This is a genomic window from Bradyrhizobium sp. DOA1, from assembly GCF_001593325.1.
GTDB lineage: Bacteria > Pseudomonadota > Alphaproteobacteria > Rhizobiales > Xanthobacteraceae > Bradyrhizobium.
Genome location: NZ_JXJM01000001.1, coordinates 6,043,173 through 6,060,940, shown reverse-complemented (window position 1 = coordinate 6,060,940; position 17,768 = coordinate 6,043,173). Strand labels below are relative to the sequence as shown.

General features: G+C 61.0%; 18 protein-coding genes. 16 read left to right on the top strand and 2 right to left on the bottom strand.

What is annotated here, in order from left to right; all coding sequences use genetic code 11:
* Nucleotides 1-8: 8 nt before the first annotated feature.
* The 13 genes from SE91_RS28000 (at nt 9) to SE91_RS36620 (ending at nt 13,340) form a co-directional block, all read left to right on the top strand.
* Nucleotides 9-953, top strand: a complete 945-nt coding sequence (locus SE91_RS28000) for a helix-turn-helix domain-containing protein (protein ID WP_061851368.1) — start codon at nt 9-11, stop codon at nt 951-953.
* Nucleotides 954-1,050: 97 nt separating this feature from the next.
* A complete protein-coding gene (locus tag SE91_RS27995; protein WP_082813938.1) occupies nt 1,051-2,040 on the top strand; it encodes an alpha/beta fold hydrolase in 990 nt (329 codons plus the stop codon).
* Nucleotides 2,041-2,082: 42 nt separating this feature from the next.
* Entirely contained in the window at nt 2,083-3,288 is a 1,206-nt protein-coding gene (locus tag SE91_RS27990; RefSeq protein ID WP_061849944.1) for an NAD(P)/FAD-dependent oxidoreductase, read from the top strand.
* A 33-nt stretch (nt 3,289-3,321) separates the two neighbouring features.
* Nucleotides 3,322-4,233 (top strand): MBL fold metallo-hydrolase, encoded by a 912-nt coding sequence (locus SE91_RS27985; protein ID WP_061849943.1) that lies wholly within the window; start codon nt 3,322-3,324, stop codon nt 4,231-4,233.
* A gap of 83 nt (nt 4,234-4,316) precedes the next feature.
* On the top strand, nt 4,317-5,117 hold the full coding sequence (locus SE91_RS27980; RefSeq protein ID WP_061849942.1) for an acetoacetate decarboxylase: 801 nt from the start codon (nt 4,317-4,319) through the stop codon (nt 5,115-5,117).
* Between the two features lie 33 nt (nt 5,118-5,150).
* Nucleotides 5,151-6,326 (top strand): DUF3734 domain-containing protein, encoded by a 1,176-nt coding sequence (locus tag SE91_RS27975; protein ID WP_061849941.1) that lies wholly within the window; start codon nt 5,151-5,153, stop codon nt 6,324-6,326.
* A gap of 42 nt (nt 6,327-6,368) precedes the next feature.
* Nucleotides 6,369-7,151, top strand: coding sequence for a 3-hydroxybutyrate dehydrogenase (locus SE91_RS27970; RefSeq protein WP_061849940.1), 783 nt, complete (start codon nt 6,369-6,371; stop codon nt 7,149-7,151).
* A gap of 21 nt (nt 7,152-7,172) precedes the next feature.
* Complete coding sequence (locus tag SE91_RS27965; protein WP_061849939.1) at nt 7,173-7,922, top strand: SDR family NAD(P)-dependent oxidoreductase; 750 nt, start codon at nt 7,173-7,175, stop codon at nt 7,920-7,922.
* A 36-nt stretch (nt 7,923-7,958) separates the two neighbouring features.
* The gene (locus SE91_RS27960; protein WP_061849938.1) at nt 7,959-9,449 is read left to right on the top strand and encodes a GAF domain-containing sensor histidine kinase; all 1,491 of its coding nucleotides are present in this window, start codon (nt 7,959-7,961) and stop codon (nt 9,447-9,449) included.
* Between the two features lie 2 nt (nt 9,450-9,451).
* Entirely contained in the window at nt 9,452-9,841 is a 390-nt protein-coding gene (locus SE91_RS27955) for a response regulator (protein WP_061849937.1), read from the top strand.
* Nucleotides 9,838-11,082 (top strand): adenylate/guanylate cyclase domain-containing protein, encoded by a 1,245-nt coding sequence (locus SE91_RS27950; RefSeq protein WP_061849936.1) that lies wholly within the window; start codon nt 9,838-9,840, stop codon nt 11,080-11,082. The genes SE91_RS27955 and SE91_RS27950 overlap by 4 nt, the downstream gene beginning before the upstream one ends.
* A gap of 1,235 nt (nt 11,083-12,317) precedes the next feature.
* Complete coding sequence (locus SE91_RS27940) at nt 12,318-12,545, top strand: hypothetical protein (protein WP_061849934.1); 228 nt, start codon at nt 12,318-12,320, stop codon at nt 12,543-12,545.
* Between the two features lie 618 nt (nt 12,546-13,163).
* Nucleotides 13,164-13,340, top strand: coding sequence for a hypothetical protein (locus SE91_RS36620; RefSeq protein ID WP_156489820.1), 177 nt, complete (start codon nt 13,164-13,166; stop codon nt 13,338-13,340).
* A 163-nt stretch (nt 13,341-13,503) separates the two neighbouring features.
* Here SE91_RS36620 and SE91_RS27935 read toward each other — a convergent pair whose 3' ends face one another.
* Complete coding sequence (locus tag SE91_RS27935) at nt 13,504-13,719, bottom strand: hypothetical protein (protein WP_061849933.1); 216 nt, start codon at nt 13,717-13,719, stop codon at nt 13,504-13,506.
* Between the two features lie 538 nt (nt 13,720-14,257).
* Here SE91_RS27935 and SE91_RS27930 point away from each other — a divergent pair.
* Nucleotides 14,258-14,401, top strand: a complete 144-nt coding sequence (locus SE91_RS27930) for a hypothetical protein (RefSeq protein ID WP_502687158.1) — start codon at nt 14,258-14,260, stop codon at nt 14,399-14,401.
* A 959-nt stretch (nt 14,402-15,360) separates the two neighbouring features.
* The gene (locus SE91_RS36615; protein WP_156489819.1) at nt 15,361-15,510 is read left to right on the top strand and encodes a hypothetical protein; all 150 of its coding nucleotides are present in this window, start codon (nt 15,361-15,363) and stop codon (nt 15,508-15,510) included.
* A gap of 1,533 nt (nt 15,511-17,043) precedes the next feature.
* Here SE91_RS36615 and SE91_RS27920 read toward each other — a convergent pair.
* On the bottom strand, nt 17,044-17,232 hold the full coding sequence (locus tag SE91_RS27920; protein ID WP_061849930.1) for a hypothetical protein: 189 nt from the start codon (nt 17,230-17,232) through the stop codon (nt 17,044-17,046).
* Between the two features lie 338 nt (nt 17,233-17,570).
* On the opposite strand from SE91_RS27920, the gene SE91_RS27915 reads away from it, so the two are divergent.
* Nucleotides 17,571-17,768 (top strand): hypothetical protein, encoded by a 198-nt coding sequence (locus SE91_RS27915; RefSeq protein ID WP_061851366.1) that lies wholly within the window; start codon nt 17,571-17,573, stop codon nt 17,766-17,768.

Sequence of the window (17,768 nt, the reverse complement as noted above, 5' to 3'; positions counted from 1 at the left end):
GTAAAGCCATGAGCAAAATTGTCTTGCGCGAGTCCTCGACCAATGCCCCCGCCGCGTCGGAGGTGCGGCGCGACCCGGCGGGCGACCGCCTCCCCGCCGATTTGGAGATGGCGCGCGTGCTCGGCACGGTACCTTTCCGCATGGCCCTGGATTCCTCGGGCGCCGGGATTGCGCACTGGAAGCACGAACCGTTGCACGATGTGGTCGCGCCCATGAGCCATCACGTCGTCATGGCTTACAACAGCGCGGTGCAACGCATGGAGCGGCGGTCCGGGCAATCCGTCGCAATCGGGACCTTTCGCCCGGGAGTCGTGACGATCATTCCCGAGGGATCGAGCTCCCGGTGGGACATTCCCAAGCCCGTCGACGTCGTTCAACTCTACCTTCCGCAAACTACGCTTAATCGCGTTGCCGACGAAGCGGAAGTTGGCGCACCGTCCGAACTTCTCGAGCGAACCGGGCATCCCGACCCCGTCACGTCCCGATTGCTCCTGAGCGCCGCGGATGTGCTGGAAGGAAACGAGGCTCTCGATACGCTGTTCAGACAGCAATTCATGGATTTGCTTGCAACGCGTCTTCTCGCCGCGCACACCGGCTCACCAAGCACGATAGCGCCAGCCAGGGGCGGGTTGGCGCCGAGAACATTGCTTCGGGCGATCGAGCGCTTGCGCTCCGAAAGAGATGCCGACGTTTCGCTCGCCTCGCTTGCCGCCGAAGCTGGCTTGTCGCGATTTCACTTCTGCCGCGCGTTCAAAGACAGCACCGGGCTTTCGCCGCATGCCTGGCTGCGTCAGCACCGGCTCGAGCAAGCCATGAACATGCTGCGCGATACCGACGAGTCCGTCGTCTCGATCGCCGTCACGCTGGGCTACTCCTCTCAGACCGCATTCGCCGCAGCGTTTCGAAAGCTGACCGGGGAAACGCCGAGCGATTGGCGACGGCGCGTGCGTTAGCAGCAATCTCGCTGCAATCACCGCAATCGCGCTGGGGCGCTGGCAAATCCAGCCCGCTAGACATCCATTGTGACCTACACCTGCAATGGAGCAGCAAATGCCCTTGAAAACCTCTCTCTGTCGGCTCGCGAGCACCTCGCGCCGCAACATCCTCGCAACGGCTCTTCTGTATACGGCTTCGTTGACCGTCCGCTCCACCTCGGCCGTCGGCCGCGACGCCGGGCCCGCCGTCCTCTCTGCCGGGACGAAAGATGATGCAAGCTTCGTCACCACCAGCGACGGCGTCCAGATCTTCTACAAGGACTGGGGACCGAAATCTGCACAGCCGATCGTCTTTCATCATGGCTGGCCGCTCAGTGCCGATGACTGGGACCCCCAGATGCTGTTCTTCCTCGGCAAGGGTTTTCGCGTGATCGCGCATGATCGCCGCGGTCATGGCCGCTCGAGCCAGGTCAGCGGCGGCCACGACATGGATCACTATGCCGCCGACGTCGCCGCACTCGTCGAGCATCTCGATCTTCGCAACGCCGTTCATATCGGCCATTCCACCGGCGGCGGCGAGGCCACGCGCTACGTCGCGCGTCATGGCCGGGATCGGGTGGCCAAGCTGGTGCTCATCGGCGCGGTGCCGCCGCTGATGCTCAAGACCGAGGCCAATCCTGGCGGACTGCCGCTTGAAGAATTCGACGGCCTACGCCAGCGGCTCGCCGCCAACAGGTCTCAATTCTACTTCGAATTCGCAAGCGGTCCCTTCTACAACTACAATCGTCCAGGCGCCGCGCCTTCTCAGGCAGTCATCTGGAATTGGTGGCGTCAAGCCATGACGGGCAGCAGCAAGGCGCATTACGACGGCATAAAGGCGTTCTCCGAAACCGACTTCAGCGAAGACCTGAAGAGCATCGCGGCCCCGACGCTGGTGCTGCACGGCAGCGACGACCAGATCGTTCCGGTCGCCGACTCGGCTGAGCTCGCGGCTCGCCTGCTCAAGCACAGCACACTGAAGATCTACGACCTGCTGCCGCACGGCCTGTGCACAACGCATCCAGAGATCGTCAATGCCGACTTGCTCAGATTCGTGACGACTTAGCCGCCCCTCATTCGCAATCGCATCAATCAAGGACAATTCAACATGCGCATCGTCATCATAGGCGCCGGCTTCGCCGGCATGTATGCCGCCCTCTCAGCCGCCCGCCTGCGCGACATCCACGGCGCGCCGCCGGACAAGCTCGAGATCGCGGTCATCGCGCCCGAACCGACGCTCGTGGTTCGCCCGCGGCTCTACGAACCGAAGCCCGAGACCCTGGCGGCCCCGTTGCTGGACGTCTTCAAGGCGATCGACGTCGTTTATGTCAAGGGTCAAGCCGAGGCGATCGATACCACCTCCAAGGTGGTCGAGGTCGCCGCAGCGCAGGGCACGCGGAACAAGCTGTCCTACGACAGGCTGGTGGTCGCGACGGGGAGCCAGCTGTTTCGCCCCCAAGTCCCCGGCCTTGCGGAGCACGGTTTCAGCGTCGACCAGCTCGAGGATGCCGTTGCGCTCGATCGCCACTTGCACGGGCTGTCAAGCCGCCCAGCCTCGGAGGCGCGCAATACCGTTGTCGTCGCAGGCGGCGGATTCACGGGCATTGAGGCGGCGACCGAGGTGCCTTCGCGCCTGCGCAAGATCCTTGGTGAAGACGCGAAGCTGCGCGTGGTGATCGTCGACCGCAACGAGGGGATCGCCCCTGACATGGGTGCCGGCCCTCGCCCAGTCATCGAAGCGGCGCTGCGCAAGCTGGGCGTCGAAACCAAGCTTGGTGTCGGCGTGACCTCCCTCGACAAGTCCGGCGTCTCGCTTTCCAGCGGCGACCGGATCGAATGCGAGACAGTGATCTGGGCCGCCGGCATGCGCGCGGCGCCGTTGACGGCGCAGATCCCCGCCGAACGGGACAAGTTTGGCCGGCTGCTCGTCGACCGCGATCTGCGCGTGCCGTCGGTAAGCGGGGTCTTCGCCACGGGCGATGCGGCACGAGCCGCGTGTGACGATGTCGGGAATTACGCGCTGATGTCATGTCAGCACGCGACCCGAATGGGCGCCTTCGCCGGCAACAACGCCGCGGCCGAGCTGCTCGGCGTTCGGACCAGACAGTATCACCAGAAGGCCTACGTCACCTGTCTCGACCTCGGCGAAGCCGGCGCGCTGTTCACCCGCGGCTGGGACCGCACGGTCGAGATGGTCGGCGACGCGGCAAAGAAGACCAAGCGAGAGATCAACACAGTCTGGATCTATCCGCCCAAGGCCGAGCGTGCCGCAGCGCTCGCGTCCGCTGATCCCGAGCGCGTCACCGCGCTCTAGCAACTACCCCCAACCTCGAAAAGGAGAATCAAGATGAATCTGCACAACGCCTCCATTGCCGCGAAACCCGAAGAGCTCGTGCCCTCGCGCTATGCGGTGCGCATAGGCGACATCGACGTCCTGGTGGTCAGCGACGGGGTGCTGCCGCTGCCGAGCACTATGCTGGCGCACAACGCTGACCCGGCCGCACGGGCCAACTGGCTGAACGAGATGTTCCTGCCTCAAGATGCGTTCGACTGGGCCCTGAATGCGGTGATGGTACGCAGCGCTGACAAGACGATCCTCATCGACGCCGGACTGGGGTCCGACCCGGACTTGCATCTGCCGCGAGCTGGACAGTTGGTCAAGCGGCTTGAGGCCGCCGGGATCGACCTCTCGTCCGTGACCGATCTAGTATTGACCCACATGCATATGGATCACGTAGGCGGCTTGCTGGTGGAGGGCGTGAAGGAGCGGTTGCGCAACGACCTGCAGATCCACGTCGCCGCCGCGGAAGTCGAGTTCTGGGAGTCTCCGGATTTCACCCACACTAACATGCCCCAGGGGTTTCCCGATGCGCTTCGCGCCGCTGCCAAGCAGTTCATGAAGATGTACGGCAGTCAGATCCGCAAGTTCGACGAGCAGCACGAGGTTGCGCCCGGGGTCGTCGTCCGCCGCACCGGCGGTCACACTCCCGGACACAGCGTGGTCCGCGTGGCCTCCGGCGGCGAAGCGCTGACATTCGCCGGGGACGCCGTGTTCGCCGTCGGGTTCGACCAGCCCGAATGGCACAACGGCTTCGAGCACGACCCTGAGGAGGCGGCGCGCGTTCGCATCCGGCTACTGCGGGAGCTCGCGCAGAGCGGCGAGCTGCTGGTGGCCACGCACATGCCGTTCCCGTCGGTCGGCCATGTCGCGGTCGCCGGCGACGCGTTCCGTTGGGTCCCGGTCTTCTGGGACTACTGACCGCCAGTCGAGTCGAATCCGAACCAGTGGCGGGTGCTCGCAGACGCGATGCGCCCGCCAATGTCGAACATGGAGTTCGCCACATGAAATACGAGAACGTCCGCGCATCCTCGTTTGCAATGCCGCTGAGCAGCCCGGCCTTTCCTCCCGGTCCTTACCGCTTCGTCGACCGCGAGTATTTCATCATCCAATACCGCACCGATCCCGACGCGCTGCGCCGCGTGGTGCCGGAACCGCTGGAGGTCACCGACTCGGTCGTGAACTACGAGTTCATCCGCATGCCGGATTCCACTGGTTTCGGCGACTACACCGAGAGCGGCCAGGTCATTCCAGTATCCTACAAGGGCCAATTGGGCGGCTTCACCCATCAGATGTTCCTGAACGACCATCCGCCGATTGCGGGCGGGCGCGAATTGTGGGGATTTCCCAAAAAATTGGCGCAACCGAAGCTGGAGGTCGAAATCGACACGCTGGTCGGTACATTGGACTACGGTTCGGTCCGTATTGCGACCGGCACCATGGGCTACAAGCACCGCACGCTTGATACCGCGGCGGAAGCCAGGAAGCTCGCTGCCCCTAACTTCCTTCTCAAGATCATTCCGCATGTCGACGGTTCGCCGCGCATCTGCGAGCTGGTGCGCTTCCACCTCGAGGACATCACCGTGAAAGGTGCTTGGACCGGGCCCGCCGCCCTGGATCTGTACTCGCACGCGCTGGCACCCGTCGCCGAGTTGCCGGTACTGCAGGTCGTGTCGGCCAAGCACCTCATCGTGGACCTGACGCTCGGGCTCGGCGGCGTGGTCCATGACTATCTTGCCGCCGACCCGGCAACTCCGCGCCGCGGCTCGGTCTCTGACGTCTCGATCGAAGCAAATGCCGGCTGACCGAGATCAGCCCTATATCCGGAGCTTCAGAAAATGCTGAACGTTATGCGTGGGAAAATTGATCAGGCGCCGCAACCGGCCAGGCCATTGCCATATGATGTCGTGGCCCTGGTGCTGCAGGGTGGCGGCGCGCTCGGTGCCTATCAAGCCGGGGTATACGAAGGCCTGCACGAAGCCGGCATACGCCCGAACTGGTTGGCTGGCATTTCGATCGGTGCGCTGAACGCCGCCATTATTGCCGGCTCGCCCGAGGCCGAACGGATCGAACGGCTGCGCAAGTTCTGGGAGAGCATCTGCGCGGCGGCGGTGGAATGGCCGGTCGGCGAAGGGCTTGCCCATGCGATGCCGTTCGCCTTCGATCTCCGCTCAGCGCACAATGCCCTGGCGGCGCTCAGGGCCCTCCTCCAGGGGCAACCCGGGTTTTTCAAGCCACGTTTCCCGCCACCGTTCTTGTCGCCCTTCTCGGGCAACGCAGCGACGAGTTTCTACGATACCTCACCATTGCAGCAGACGTTGGAGCAGCTTGTCGACTTTGATCGGCTGAACGCGGGGGAGGTGCGCGTCAGCGTTGGCGCGGTCAACGTCCGTACGGGCAACCTGACCTACTTCGACACGGCTGAACGCCGGCTCGGACCGCAGCATTTCATGGCATCCGGTGCCCTGCCGCCGGGCTTCCCTGCGGTCGAGGTCGACGGCGAGCACTATTGGGACGGCGGCGTCGTTTCGAACACGCCTCTATCCCGAGTGCTGTCGAGCGAGCCGCGCGACACGCTGACCTTCCAGGTCGACCTTTGGTCGGCGCGGGGCCGTGTGCCGAATGACCTGATGGAGGTGTCGAGCCGCCAGAAGGATATTCAGTATTCCAGCCGCACACGCGCCATCACGGACCAGGCGCTGCGGATGCAGAATATGCGTCGAGCGCTGCAGCGAATGCTTGAACTGCTGCCGGATGGCGCGAAGCAGGATCCGGAAATCCGCGACATCGCGGACATGGCTCGCCATCGCTCCTGCAACATCATCCATCTGATCTATCAGTCCAAGACCTACGAGCGCCATTCAAAGGACTACGAATTCGGGTTGAACGCGATGCGCGCGCATTGGCAGAGCGGTTTGGAGGATATCCGCCGTACGTTGGCCGATCCGCGGCGGCTAGACCCGCCCGCTCCCGAGCTCGGCATTGTCACGCACGATATCCACCGCCGCGACTGATCTCGCGGCAAATCTCACATCATAGCATCGAAAGGAAGTCCCATGTTGAAGGGCAGGGTAGCCGTCGTCACCGGATCGACCAGCGGTATCGGGCTCGGTATCGCCCGTGAGCTGGCCAAGCTCCGGGCTGACATCGTTTTGAATGGCTTTGGCGATGCCAGCGGAATAGAGGCGCTCCGCGGCGGGATCGAACGCGAGCATGGTGTACGCGCCGTTTACGATGGCGCCGATATGTCGAAGGAGGAGGCCGTGCGCGGATTGATCGCAGCGACGGTCGAGAAATTCGGCCGGCTCGACATCCTCGTCAACAATGCCGGCATCCAGTTCACTGCGCCGGTCGAAGAATTCCCAGCCAACAGGTGGAACGCGATTCTGGCGATCAATCTGTCGGCCGCGTTCCACGGCATTGCGGCGGCGGTCCCCCAGATGAAGAAGCAGTGCTGGGGCCGGATCGTCAACATCGCCTCCGCGCACGGCCTCGTCGCCTCGACGCATAAGGCAGCCTACGTCGCGGCCAAGCACGGCCTGGTCGGCCTGACCAAAGTGGTCGGCCTGGAGACCGCGGGGAGCGGGGTCACGTGCAATGCGGTCTGTCCGGGTTGGGTGCGAACGCCCCTGGTCGACAAGCAGATCGACGACATCGCTGCGCAAAGAGGGATTAGCCGGACGGAAGCCGCCAGGACACTCCTCGCGGAGAAGCAGCCGTCCCTCGAATTTGTTTCTCCGGCGCAGCTTGGCGGAACTGTCGCCTTTCTATGTTCGTCCGCCGCCGACCAGGTCACCGGAACGTCGATCTCGGTCGATGGCGGCTGGACGGCCCAGTGACCGCAGAGGAGCACGATCAACATGCGTAGCAAAGAGAAGGTCATCATCGTGACCGGCGGCACTTCAGGAATCGGGCGAGCGGCGGCAATCCGGCTCGCCAATCAGGGCGACAAGGTGCTCGTGACGGGCCGCCGGGCGGGTCCGTTGGACGAAACGATCGCCGAGCATCCGAACATCGAGGGGATAGTTGCGGACGCGGCCTCGACCGATGATGCCAGGCGCACAATCGCCAAGGCGGTGGATCTCTGGGGCAGAATAGACGCCTTGGTCAACAACGCCGGCGCCGGCGCAATCCTTCCATTGGCGGATACCTCGGCCGATCACATCATGGATATCTTCTCGGTCAACGTGCTCGGTCCTAGCCTGCTTGCCTCCGCTGCGCTTCCGCACCTGAAGGCGGGGCGCGGCACGATCATCAACGTGTCGAGCACCTTTGGTCACCGGCCCGCAGCCGGACTGTCTCATTATGCAGCGAGCAAGGCGGCGCTGGAGCATCTGACCCGTTGCTGGGCGCTGGAGCTTGCGCCCTTCGGCATACGGGTGAACGCCGTCGCCGCTGGGCCAACGGAATCCGGCGCCCTCACCGGCATGATGGGGCTGACCCAGGAACAAGCCGCCGCGGTGAAAGAACAGGAGCGCGTGCGCATTCCGCTCGGACGGCGAGGGATCCCGGACGATGTCGCAGAATGGATTGTCCGGCTTGCGGGCTCGGGCTCGGAATGGATGACGGGGCAGGTAGTTGCAATCGACGGCGGCCTGGGGTTGGCCTAGTCGCGATCGCGGTGTGGGCGCTGAGTGGGGAACGTGATGATCACCACAACGGATGCCGACCTTAGGCAGAGGGCCGATGAGCTCGAACATCGACTGCAAAGCAGAGTAGCCGAGAACGCCCGCTTGCAGAGCGAACTCGCTATCGCGCTGGAGCGGCAGACCGTCACGGCAGGAATACTCAATGTCATCGCCAGTTCGCCAACTGACGTGCAGCCGGTATTCGACGTCATCTCCGAAAGCGCGAGGCGATTGCTTGCCGGCCAAACGGCGCTCGTGACACGTGTCGTCGGCGACATGCTTCATCTGGCGGCATGCACGGCAGGAAGTGTGGCCGGTGATGAGGAGATCCGAGTTTCATTCCCCGCACCGCTCACGTCCTCCGGGATCCACAGCCGCGTCGCACTCACGTCGACGATCGCATTTCGCTCCGACATCGAGACCGACCCGGGTGTCCATCCGGCGATCAAGAGCATGGCGCGCGCGAGGGGATATCGAAGCATCGTGGTCGTGCCCATGCTCCGAAAAGGTGTGGCGATCGGTACGATCGGCGTTTCGCGCGTCGAACCGGGAACCTTCACGGACAGCCAGATCAACCTTCTCAAGACGTTCGCCGATCAGGCCGTGATCGCGATCGAGAACGCGCGCTTGTTCGAAGAGCTAGAGGCACGCACGAAGGAACTTGCCGGATCCCTCGACGATCTACGCGCGGCCCAGGATCGACTAGTACAGACAGAAAAGCTCATTTCACTCGGTCAGCTCACCGCTGGCATTGCGCACGAGATCAAGAACCCGCTCAATTTCGTCAACAATTTTGCCGCGCTCTCAGTCGAGCTGACCGGGGAGTTGAACGAGGTTCTCGTCCCGCTCATGCTGCCAAATGACATCCGCGAGGAAGTCCATGAACTGAGCGGGCTGCTAACAGACAATCTTCAGAAAATCGTGCAGCATGGTAAGCGCGCCGACTCAATCGTCAAGAACATGCTCCTGCATTCGCGTGGTGGCGGCGGCGAACATCGCGCTGCCGACGTCAACGCGCTGGTCGAGGAGAGCCTCAATCTCGCCTACCATGGCGCGCGCACCGAAAGACCACAATTCAACGTGACCCTCGTCCGCGAGTTCGATCCGGACAGCGGCATTGCCGATGTATTCCCGCAGGAGATCACGCGAGTGCTGCTGAACGTCATATCAAATGGCTTCTATGCCGTGGCCAAGCGCTGCAACAACGGTGATCCCGGATTTGAGCCGAAACTCTGCGTCAGCACGCATGATCGCGGTGATCACGTTGAAATCCGAATTCGTGACAATGGCGTTGGCATTCCGCCCGAGGTGAAGGAGAAAATGTTCAATCCGTTCTTCACGACTAAGCCGCCCGGAGAAGGAACGGGCCTCGGACTATCGATGAGTCACGACATCATCGTGAAGCTACATGGCGGCAGGATCGATGTCGAAACAGAGCCCGGCGAATTCACCGAGTTCACCATCTTGCTGCCGCGCAACACCCCCCTTTCGGACAGTATCGCAGGCTGACCATGACCGTAACAGTGCTCGTGGTGGATGACGAACCCGATCTGGAGGTGCTCTTCCGCCAGCAATTTCGGCGCGAGCTTCGCGCCCAACGCTTTGTAATGGACTTCGCCGGTTCGGCAGCGCAGGCCCTGGACCGCATTTCCGATACCGGCGAGCGAACGCTGATTCTCATCCTCTCCGACATCAACATGCCCGGGATGAGCGGGCTGGATATGCTGCCGGAGCTTCGCTCTCGGCGGCCCGACGTTCCCGTGATCATGATCACAGCGTACGGAGACGCCGAAACGCGTAAGACGGCCCTTGAGCGGGGCGCGCAGGCCCTGTTGACCAAGCCGATCGACTTAGGACAGGTCCGCCGAGCGATCGAGGCGAGACTGGAACATGCCGCATGACCTCGACTGTTCTTGTCGTCGATGATGAACCTGATCTGGAGGCGCTGGTCCTCCGGACGTTTCGCCGGCAAATCCGCGAGCGGCGCATAAGGTTTTTGTTCGCTCGCGACGGTCTTGAAGCGCTGCAATCGATCGAATTGCGTCCGGATGTCGATCTCATGGTGTTGGACATCAACATGCCGCGCATGGATGGCCTTTCCCTGTTGGCGAAAATGCAGGAGCGAGAGGACAAAAAGGCGGCAATTGTCGTTTCGGCGTACGGCGATATGATCAACATACGGACCGCAATGAATCGTGGCGCTTTCGACTTTCTGACCAAGCCCATCGATTTCGCCGACCTGGAATCCACGATCAACAAGACCATCCGACACATCGAGACCTTGCGCGAAGCACGGCGACGACAGGCGGAGGCTGAGCGCGCTCATGCGTCGCTATCGAGATATTTCTCGCCGCAGATCGCAAGTCGCCTCGCGAACAATGGCGCCGGCATGGAGGTGCACCGCAGGGACGTCGCGGTCATCTTCACCGACATCACTGGCTTCACCTCTCTGGTGGAGAACACGGCTCCCGACCTGCTCGGGGTTTTGCTCGGAGAATACGTCGGCGGAATCACGGACGTCGTGTTCTCGCACGAGGGAACGGTGGCTAAGATTATCGGGGACGCCATTCAGGTGCTGTTCAACGCGCCAGGCGACCAGCCTGACTACGCAACCCGGGCGGTTGCCTGCGCGCACGCCATCGACGTCTGGGCGGAAGGATTCCGGGCCGACTGGTTGGCGAAGGGCATTGAGTTCGGCGCCACGCGCATCGGCGTCCACGCCGGCCCGGCGCTGGTCGGCAATTTCGGCGGCAACCGCTTCTTCGACTACACAGCGTATGGGGACACCGTGAACACCGCGGCAAGGCTCGAGGCTGCCAACAAAACGCTGGGTACCCGCATTTGTGTCAGCGATCCCGTCGCCCGAGCGGCGGCCGACTTCAAGGGTAGGCCGGTAGGCGATCTGCTGCTTCGCGGCCGCAGCGAGCCGCTTCGAGCTTTCGAGTCGCTGGATACGCCGGCGTTCGAGGCGCCGTCGGCAGAACGATATCGGAAGGCTTTCGCGAAGCTTGAGGCGAAAGATGAGTCGGCTATGGCCGCTTTCGCGGCCCTGGTGGGCGCGCACGCCGACGACAGGCTCGCAGGCTTTCACCTGAAGCGGCTGCTGAACGGCGCATCGGGCGTTCTGGTGCAGGTCGCTTAGACTTCGGCGCCCGCCTGCCTAGTAGAACTTGCTAAATGTGGCCACCTAGAGCTCGAGGCAGAGTGCGATGGTGACCGCAGAGCCTACAACGTCCGAACGCCGTTCCCGGTTCGTCGTTGCAGGCGCAGAACCATCGACACGCGTTTCCACGTTGCCCGTGTCGGTCTGAATTATAACGTCAAAGCCCAGTCGCCTCAAAAAAAGAGTTATTGGCTCTAGCTCCCCGCCTTTTCGTATTGATTGCTGCCCTCAAGGTCACAGATCGCTGCCAAGCTGATGATGCGTGGCAACTGGCTGGATGGAGGTTGCGCCGACGTCCGCCATTGGCCCATCGCTGCCCAGCGGAATGCTCGGTAGGGCGTCGGCTCTCGGGTGTAGAGCGGAAACTGATTGCAGCGGTCTGGACCACCGATTGCGACCCTAAGCGGACTCTCAGGCTGGCTGAGCCCCCTTGAAGGGAGCGAACGGAAATGTGCGCCGGTTCATAAGTTTAGCGAGATTCACTTGCTTTAATGCGGCTCCGGCCGGGCTCTCGCTAATTCGAAGTGATATTTTAGTATGCTTTTGTTTTGGGGACTTCATGCGCGATTTTCCGGAAATCCCTTCTGCTAAACGGTTAAACGAACTCGCTGCTCAGCTCTCAGAATTGGAAGATCTCCGAGTCCAGGTCGAGGAAGCGGAGCGACGCGCCCGCCGCAAGCCCGTATCGCACGCGACATCACCCAACCCGCGCCGCCTGCGTCCCCGGCCCTGAGGGGAGCGAACTTGACGGGTCTGCTTTTAACATTTGTTGGAGTACCCCGACCTTCAATCTGCTATCCGCACCCGATCACCGCACGGTCCGAGGCATCTATCGGTGATGCGAGCGACAGTCGCGCTCCCGCCAGAAGCGAGCGGGAAACTATGTGCGAGAAGTGCGATCAGATCGACGCAAGGATTCGGCAACTCCGTATTCTCATCTCCCCCGGATTGGAGTCGCTACCCCGTGTAATGATTGAAGCCGCGGTTGAGGCGTTGCAGGCGGACAAGTTGGCGTTGATGTGTAGCAGCATCTCGCCGACATCGGTAAGTAGCCCTCAGAAGCCCAATTAGACCCGCGAAATGGCACTCCGCATCTATTGACTGCCAATCGTGAAAGTAGAAAGGTACTTACATCATCGCGCGTGTCGTGCATTGTTCGGTGACTGAGAGACCAGTTGTGCTCCCGTCTACTCGAACATTGAGGAGCCACGACTATGCCGATCTCGCGTATGATCGCGAATACTCACTTCACCCCCGAACAGCAACACCTTCTCGAATTGGCTTTTAACCACGCTTTGCGCAAGCTCGACCTTGCCGGTCGAAACGATCCGATCTGCGATCTGGTCGCGAGTAGGATGATCGAGCTTTATGACGGCGGGGTCACCAACGCTGTCGCCTTGGCCGAGTTAACGATCCGGGAAATCGGCCGGCCGAAGAAGTGACGACCCTGAACGGGTGCGCGCGCGATTTCTAACTTAACGTAAGAGGTGGCCGTTCATCTCGGTCAATGGCATTGTTCTGCGGATGCTGATCCGAACATCACCGAGCGAGTCCATCCGAGCGCCGTCGCCCCCGTGTGACGACTGCCGCCTGCCGGCGATATTCAAAACGACGGTTTCGCGCCTGGAGGCTGGCCGCCCACCTGCGCGAGTCTACCAGTGCCCGAACTGCGCTAGAGTCATTTGGGACGATTAGACCGGGAATGGCTGCGCGAGTGCAAAAAAAACCGGACCGCTCGGCACCAGGGGAGTGGACTGAATGGTTTGCTTCTCGCCCGTAGCTGACCTTCACCGCAGTACCCGCGACGCCCGCCCGTGGCGGACATCGACTATTTGCTCCGCACCGTCCGCTCACAAGAGCTGAGCGGAATTGGCTTCCCGGAGCAGCGAGGGCAGCCACTGACCTAAACCGGAAGCTCACCGACTTCGTGTATGAACCATTTGAATTGTGAGCCCGACCAAGGGTCGGAACAGGGTTCGCTGATAGCGATATCTGGCGGGTGAAGAGAAGTGCTTTCAAAGCCAAAAGTGACGACTGATACTCTATGGACGCTAATCTCAATGCTCGTCTCAATCTGGGTGTTTGATTGGATTGAGCAGAAGCTGTTCGGCCACACGACCGGCATGGGCATCCTGATCGGATGGATTGTTGGACTGATGATCTACTATGGCGTAAATCACTTCCGAATTTCGAAACTAGACAGCGAAGGCTATCGCCGGGGAGCCGGAGAGGACTGAGCTGAACGGAGTGAATGGGCCAGTCGGCACTCGGCCCGAAGCTGACACACAGCGGCGCCTGCTGAATTGTCAGCGTGTGACCCCGTTGCGGACATCGGCAAATTTCGTCGATGTAGAGTCTCGGAGAAGCACAACGGCAACATTTCTCTGAGTCGCAGAACGATCAGGGTTGGAGCCGCGAGAGGAGTCGTTGTCGGTCTTGGTCGCGACTTCGCTGATCTTGGCGCATCCGTTCAAGTTCGGCTTCGGCTTTGGTCGTGTCTTGACCGTTGCGCTTCAAATCAAGAACCACGGCCTCCTGCTCAGCGAGCCGTCGTTCTCCTTCGACGACATCGCGCTCGATCCGCCTCAGCTCATCAAACAGTGCGGTTTGATCCATGACAATGTTGCAACGCCTGTCCGCAGCGCAGGATCTCGGTGGCCAAGAATGGCCCCAGCTCGCAGGGGGCGGGCGGAGCTGGGGCCATTTCACTTGGGGTACCCTTGGGGAAGGGCATCGGGAAAACTCGGCAAAAGCGCGAACGTTCCACCGCGAAATGATCCCGGGCGCCCCCGGCACTGGACCGGGTCGCCCGGGACCGCCGAGGCGCCGACGCAATGCCAAGCACGGTAAGCGTCGAACCAATCGATTCGCAGCGGCCACCGGATCAAAGGACATTCGGCACCTCGAAGCCAAACCAGAGAGTTGGCCGGGGTAGCCAGCTAAGTCTCTTCGCCAGTGTGATTTTTGTACCCCGCTCGGCTGGCGCCCTAGGGCGAAAGTCACAGGTGTCCTGGGAACGAAGGTTAATTGATTAAATTCGTTTAACGTGATTTAATCTGGTTTTCTTGGAGGACGTCGCATGCCAGCTCAGAAAGATGATCGTCGGGAATTCCTAAAAACATGCGGACGGTTCGCCGCCGTGACACCTCCGACGATGACGCTGCTGCTCTCGACATCCCTCACGTCCGATGCAATTGCGAAGTCTGGCGGTGGACCGGCCGGCCCGCGCGGCAACAATGGCAAGGGCAACGGCGGCGGCGACGGCAGCCCCAATGGCAAGACCGATATCGGCCGCTAAGTCTTTGTCGAGCTTGGAACGCTTAGCCGGTTGCTAGGTTTTCCCGGCGCCATCCCCAATTGGGTAGCGCTGTCGGGCCCCAGCTCTTTCCCCAGCCCTCCGGAGCTGGGGCCTGTGTTGCTCTGCAGCTCCGAACTGGTGCATCGGCCTTGGTGCTCGCGCTTCTGCTGCGCGAAGCCATCAAAGGTGCTCACGCGTGAGTTCTCTTCCGTTTAACGACGGGGGCGCAACACGCATCGGCGATGGCAGGCGCGCAGATGCGGGACGACCCGCACAATAATCCTTCATCAAGAAGCCGTGGTGGCGCCAGCAGCCATCCCATCCGGACCCGCCTGCTACGAGAGCAGCAGCAGTCGTGTTGCGCAGCGAAAAAGCAAGTCTTCTATCTAACGTTCCAAGACGCGGGTTTATCGTCTGTGAAATGCGGTGGCCTGGCAGCCCTTGTGTATACTTTTACACCTTTGTGGCGAAGCAATACTGCTACTATTTCCCGAACAGAGGGACGGGCAATGGAGCGGCCAAAAGATTCGCTGGGGCAACTTGATGCCCCTGCCTGCTCCAGTTGCAACGTCGGAATGAGATGGTTTCGATCCGAGTTGGTGCAAGACGACGCCGAGCCCATGATCGCTCACCTCTTCATTTGCCCTAATTGCAAGAGCGCTCAGCGGCGCGACACTAGGCTGACGCCAGTTCGCGTCCCTCCTGAAAGATTGTTGAGCCCGCGCCTCCGAGTTGTTGGCTAAAAGTGAGGCCGCCTCGGTTGGGGGCCTTCATATTCGGCCGCCGGCGTTTGCTCCTCCGCTCGTGGCCCGTAGCTGACCTTCGCAATAACCGCGACGCCCGCTACTGACCCTCAGCTGCCCTGAAGGCACTGCCTTGAGGGGAGTGGACGGCCCCCGCACGTATGACTAACGTCGGTAGCCCTGCCGAATAAAGATGAGCAAGCCGCATTAGATCGGGTGACGGAGGCGATACGCTCCCTCAACCAGGCTGTTGAAGAAGCCCGGGAATTGGGAATTGAAATCACCATCGAGGCCGATAAAGAAAGCTTTGTTGGCTCCAGACCCAGCTTTACCGCCAAGGCGATCATTGTCTGGAAGCTGAAATAAGGAGCAACCGTCCTATCTCCTTCGGAACCCAATCAACCTGTGTTAGTTACCTGCCATCACCGGCCAAGGCTTGCCCGTAGGCGTCGGTGGCTGAGAGATCATTGCGCTCCCGCCTGCGTGATAAGGGAGCACGGCCTATGCCGGTTTATCGTCCTACCGCTAATGTTCAAGAGCGAGCTGAGCAAACGCTCGAGGTCGTGCGAGCTGCTCGCGCAGTCACTGCCGGACACCTTTCTCGGTCGCAAGACGCAAGAGCCCCCGCGCAATATCGACGGTGAAACAGCCGACGAGATCCAATTCATTGTGCCGGGTGAGCAGGAGCCGCGGACCTAACTGCCGAAGGTCGCTGCCTTCAATATGGGAATGGCTCAGTTTGAGTAAGTTACTCAAAGAATAATTACTTCCCGCTGCGTATCAAAAGATAGAGACCAGACCCGGGGCTGTGTCATTATCCCCTTCATCACGGACCGGACCTTGGCTTTTATCCGTGACGAGAACGCGATTGCGCTCCCGCCTTCCTCCAATTGGAAAGGAGCGCGTTATGACGATCATTCGTCGGCGTCGTTTCAAACAAACTAAGTCACTTAAAGAACGGCTCCTTGAAGAGGCTCACAAGCTCTTGGAGGAGGCTAGGTTGCTGCCACACGGACCAGTGCGAGACGCGGCATTAAAAAGAGCAAGGCAAGCAGAGGCAGCCGCTCACATGGACGATTGGCTTAACTCGCCCGGCCTACGTCCGCCGAAGAAGGACGATCTCCCGGGGCCGAAGTAAGCCGCCTCAGTTCGCGGCCTCCTTTGACTATGCCCTGACTTCCGCTTGTGGCCCTTGAGCCGTTCCGGGCTAGGGGCCGACGGCGGCTTTTGACCCAAAGCAAGACGCCCTCGTCTTAGCCATCGATGTGGCCGGAGCGTCAAGCGCCGCCCGTTTGCTATTTGACGAGCAACCAGACGGCTGGTGCGGAAACCAAGCCGAGGACCACTAGCACCAGCATGAGGCGGCCAAACTTACCCCAAGTGCTAAGTTGAGAGAACTCGCGGTTCGGCATCTTGTCCAGCCAACGGCGGAAGCGAGCCAAGTGTGGCCCCAGTCCGCTTAGTTCCAGCCATTCCAGCATTTCAGGCCCTCTCAACCGAGATATTGGTAGAGGCGAGTTAATCCGAGCATGAAGCCATACTTAGAATTGGGATTGATGTCTCATTGTGGCCCATTGCTGACTTACGCTCTGAATGTTTGCGAGTCCGCTAAGTCGATCAAACCGGACGTCGGCCGCTGGTCGGCTTTTTCCATAACGATGAATATGCGAAGCCTATGAGCTTCTCCGCAAGGGTCAAAGGCTGCAATGCAGACTTTGGAGGGCCGACGGAGCGAGCAATTCGGTCTTCTGATCGTTCTAATCTAACAGCGCAGGCCCTGTTTCATCCACGATCGGAGCCGGCCCAGGCGCGGAGAGGTCGATCCCGCTGAGCGATCCGATACATCACACGTGACACCTGCGGCCTCGCGGACAGGCCACGACGGGTCTGCTGTTTGGTTCACCCCTTTCGTTTATCTTCCGCGCTTCTTCCATCGGAGCTCTTCGAGCGCTCTTCGAAACGATCAGCCCCCTTCGCTAGATCGTGCCCCATCTGGCGCTCGGTTTTCGCTTCATCCTTGGAAGTTGCTTCACGCAAGCCTTCGGCGGCTCGGTCCCCTGCTTTTGATGATTTTCGTTCGGCATCCATTGGTGGCTCTTTCCTGCAAAGACGCCTTCCTGGAAGTGATCCCGGTCGGACGTTCAATCCAATCTGATCGCCTGGACATTGTTCCTGGTTCGTTGGGGCTCCCCGTCGAGCCGTGGCGAAATAGTCGAACGGCATAGCCGTCATTGCAGCGGACAAGACGCTCGCTCCAACTTTCAGTTCAGTCGACGACGCGGCGGCTGATCGAGCTCACCACCAGTCTGGGCCGACGGCGCTCTGCTCGTCAAAATGGTGCACCGCACATGACCCAGTCTTAACATGCCTAAATCCACAAATTTGTGAAAGGGTTTAAACTCGGATATTTCCTGATGGGGCATCTCATGTTCGATACGACAACTACCGCGCTATTGCGCGCGGTCCTCGACGAAGTCTGCGAAAGCGTCTCTCAGCGCGAGATCGGGGCACGTACCCACGTCGCATCGAAGATTTTGGAAGCGGCTACCCGAGGCGAAGTTTCGCCCGAGGTGCTCAGGCAGATTGGCCGCGACGCCCTCTACGCACCTACGATGTGGCGCTGA

Bases quoted from the DNA above. Each gene is read 5' to 3' on its own strand.
- SE91_RS27970 (WP_061849940.1), top strand. From the start codon at position 6,369: ATGTTGAAGGGCAGGGTAGCCGTCGTCACCGGATCGACCAGCGGTATC.
- SE91_RS27985 (WP_061849943.1), top strand. From the start codon at position 3,322: ATGAATCTGCACAACGCCTCCATTGCCGCGAAACCCGAAGAGCTCGTG.
- SE91_RS27935 (WP_061849933.1), bottom strand. From the start codon at position 13,719: ATGGATCAAACCGCACTGTTTGATGAGCTGAGGCGGATCGAGCGCGAT.
- SE91_RS27955 (WP_061849937.1), top strand. From the start codon at position 9,452: ATGACCGTAACAGTGCTCGTGGTGGATGACGAACCCGATCTGGAGGTG.
- SE91_RS27980 (WP_061849942.1), top strand. From the start codon at position 4,317: ATGAAATACGAGAACGTCCGCGCATCCTCGTTTGCAATGCCGCTGAGC.
- SE91_RS28000 (WP_061851368.1), top strand. From the start codon at position 9: ATGAGCAAAATTGTCTTGCGCGAGTCCTCGACCAATGCCCCCGCCGCG.
- SE91_RS27960 (WP_061849938.1), top strand. From the start codon at position 7,959: ATGATCACCACAACGGATGCCGACCTTAGGCAGAGGGCCGATGAGCTC.
- SE91_RS27950 (WP_061849936.1), top strand. From the start codon at position 9,838: ATGACCTCGACTGTTCTTGTCGTCGATGATGAACCTGATCTGGAGGCG.
- SE91_RS36620 (WP_156489820.1), top strand. From the start codon at position 13,164: ATGCTCGTCTCAATCTGGGTGTTTGATTGGATTGAGCAGAAGCTGTTC.
- SE91_RS27930 (WP_502687158.1), top strand. From the start codon at position 14,258: ATGACGCTGCTGCTCTCGACATCCCTCACGTCCGATGCAATTGCGAAG.
- SE91_RS27995 (WP_082813938.1), top strand. From the start codon at position 1,051: ATGCCCTTGAAAACCTCTCTCTGTCGGCTCGCGAGCACCTCGCGCCGC.
- SE91_RS27975 (WP_061849941.1), top strand. From the start codon at position 5,151: ATGCTGAACGTTATGCGTGGGAAAATTGATCAGGCGCCGCAACCGGCC.
- SE91_RS27965 (WP_061849939.1), top strand. From the start codon at position 7,173: ATGCGTAGCAAAGAGAAGGTCATCATCGTGACCGGCGGCACTTCAGGA.
- SE91_RS27940 (WP_061849934.1), top strand. From the start codon at position 12,318: ATGCCGATCTCGCGTATGATCGCGAATACTCACTTCACCCCCGAACAG.
- SE91_RS27915 (WP_061851366.1), top strand. From the start codon at position 17,571: ATGTTCGATACGACAACTACCGCGCTATTGCGCGCGGTCCTCGACGAA.
- SE91_RS27920 (WP_061849930.1), bottom strand. From the start codon at position 17,232: ATGGATGCCGAACGAAAATCATCAAAAGCAGGGGACCGAGCCGCCGAA.
- SE91_RS27990 (WP_061849944.1), top strand. From the start codon at position 2,083: ATGCGCATCGTCATCATAGGCGCCGGCTTCGCCGGCATGTATGCCGCC.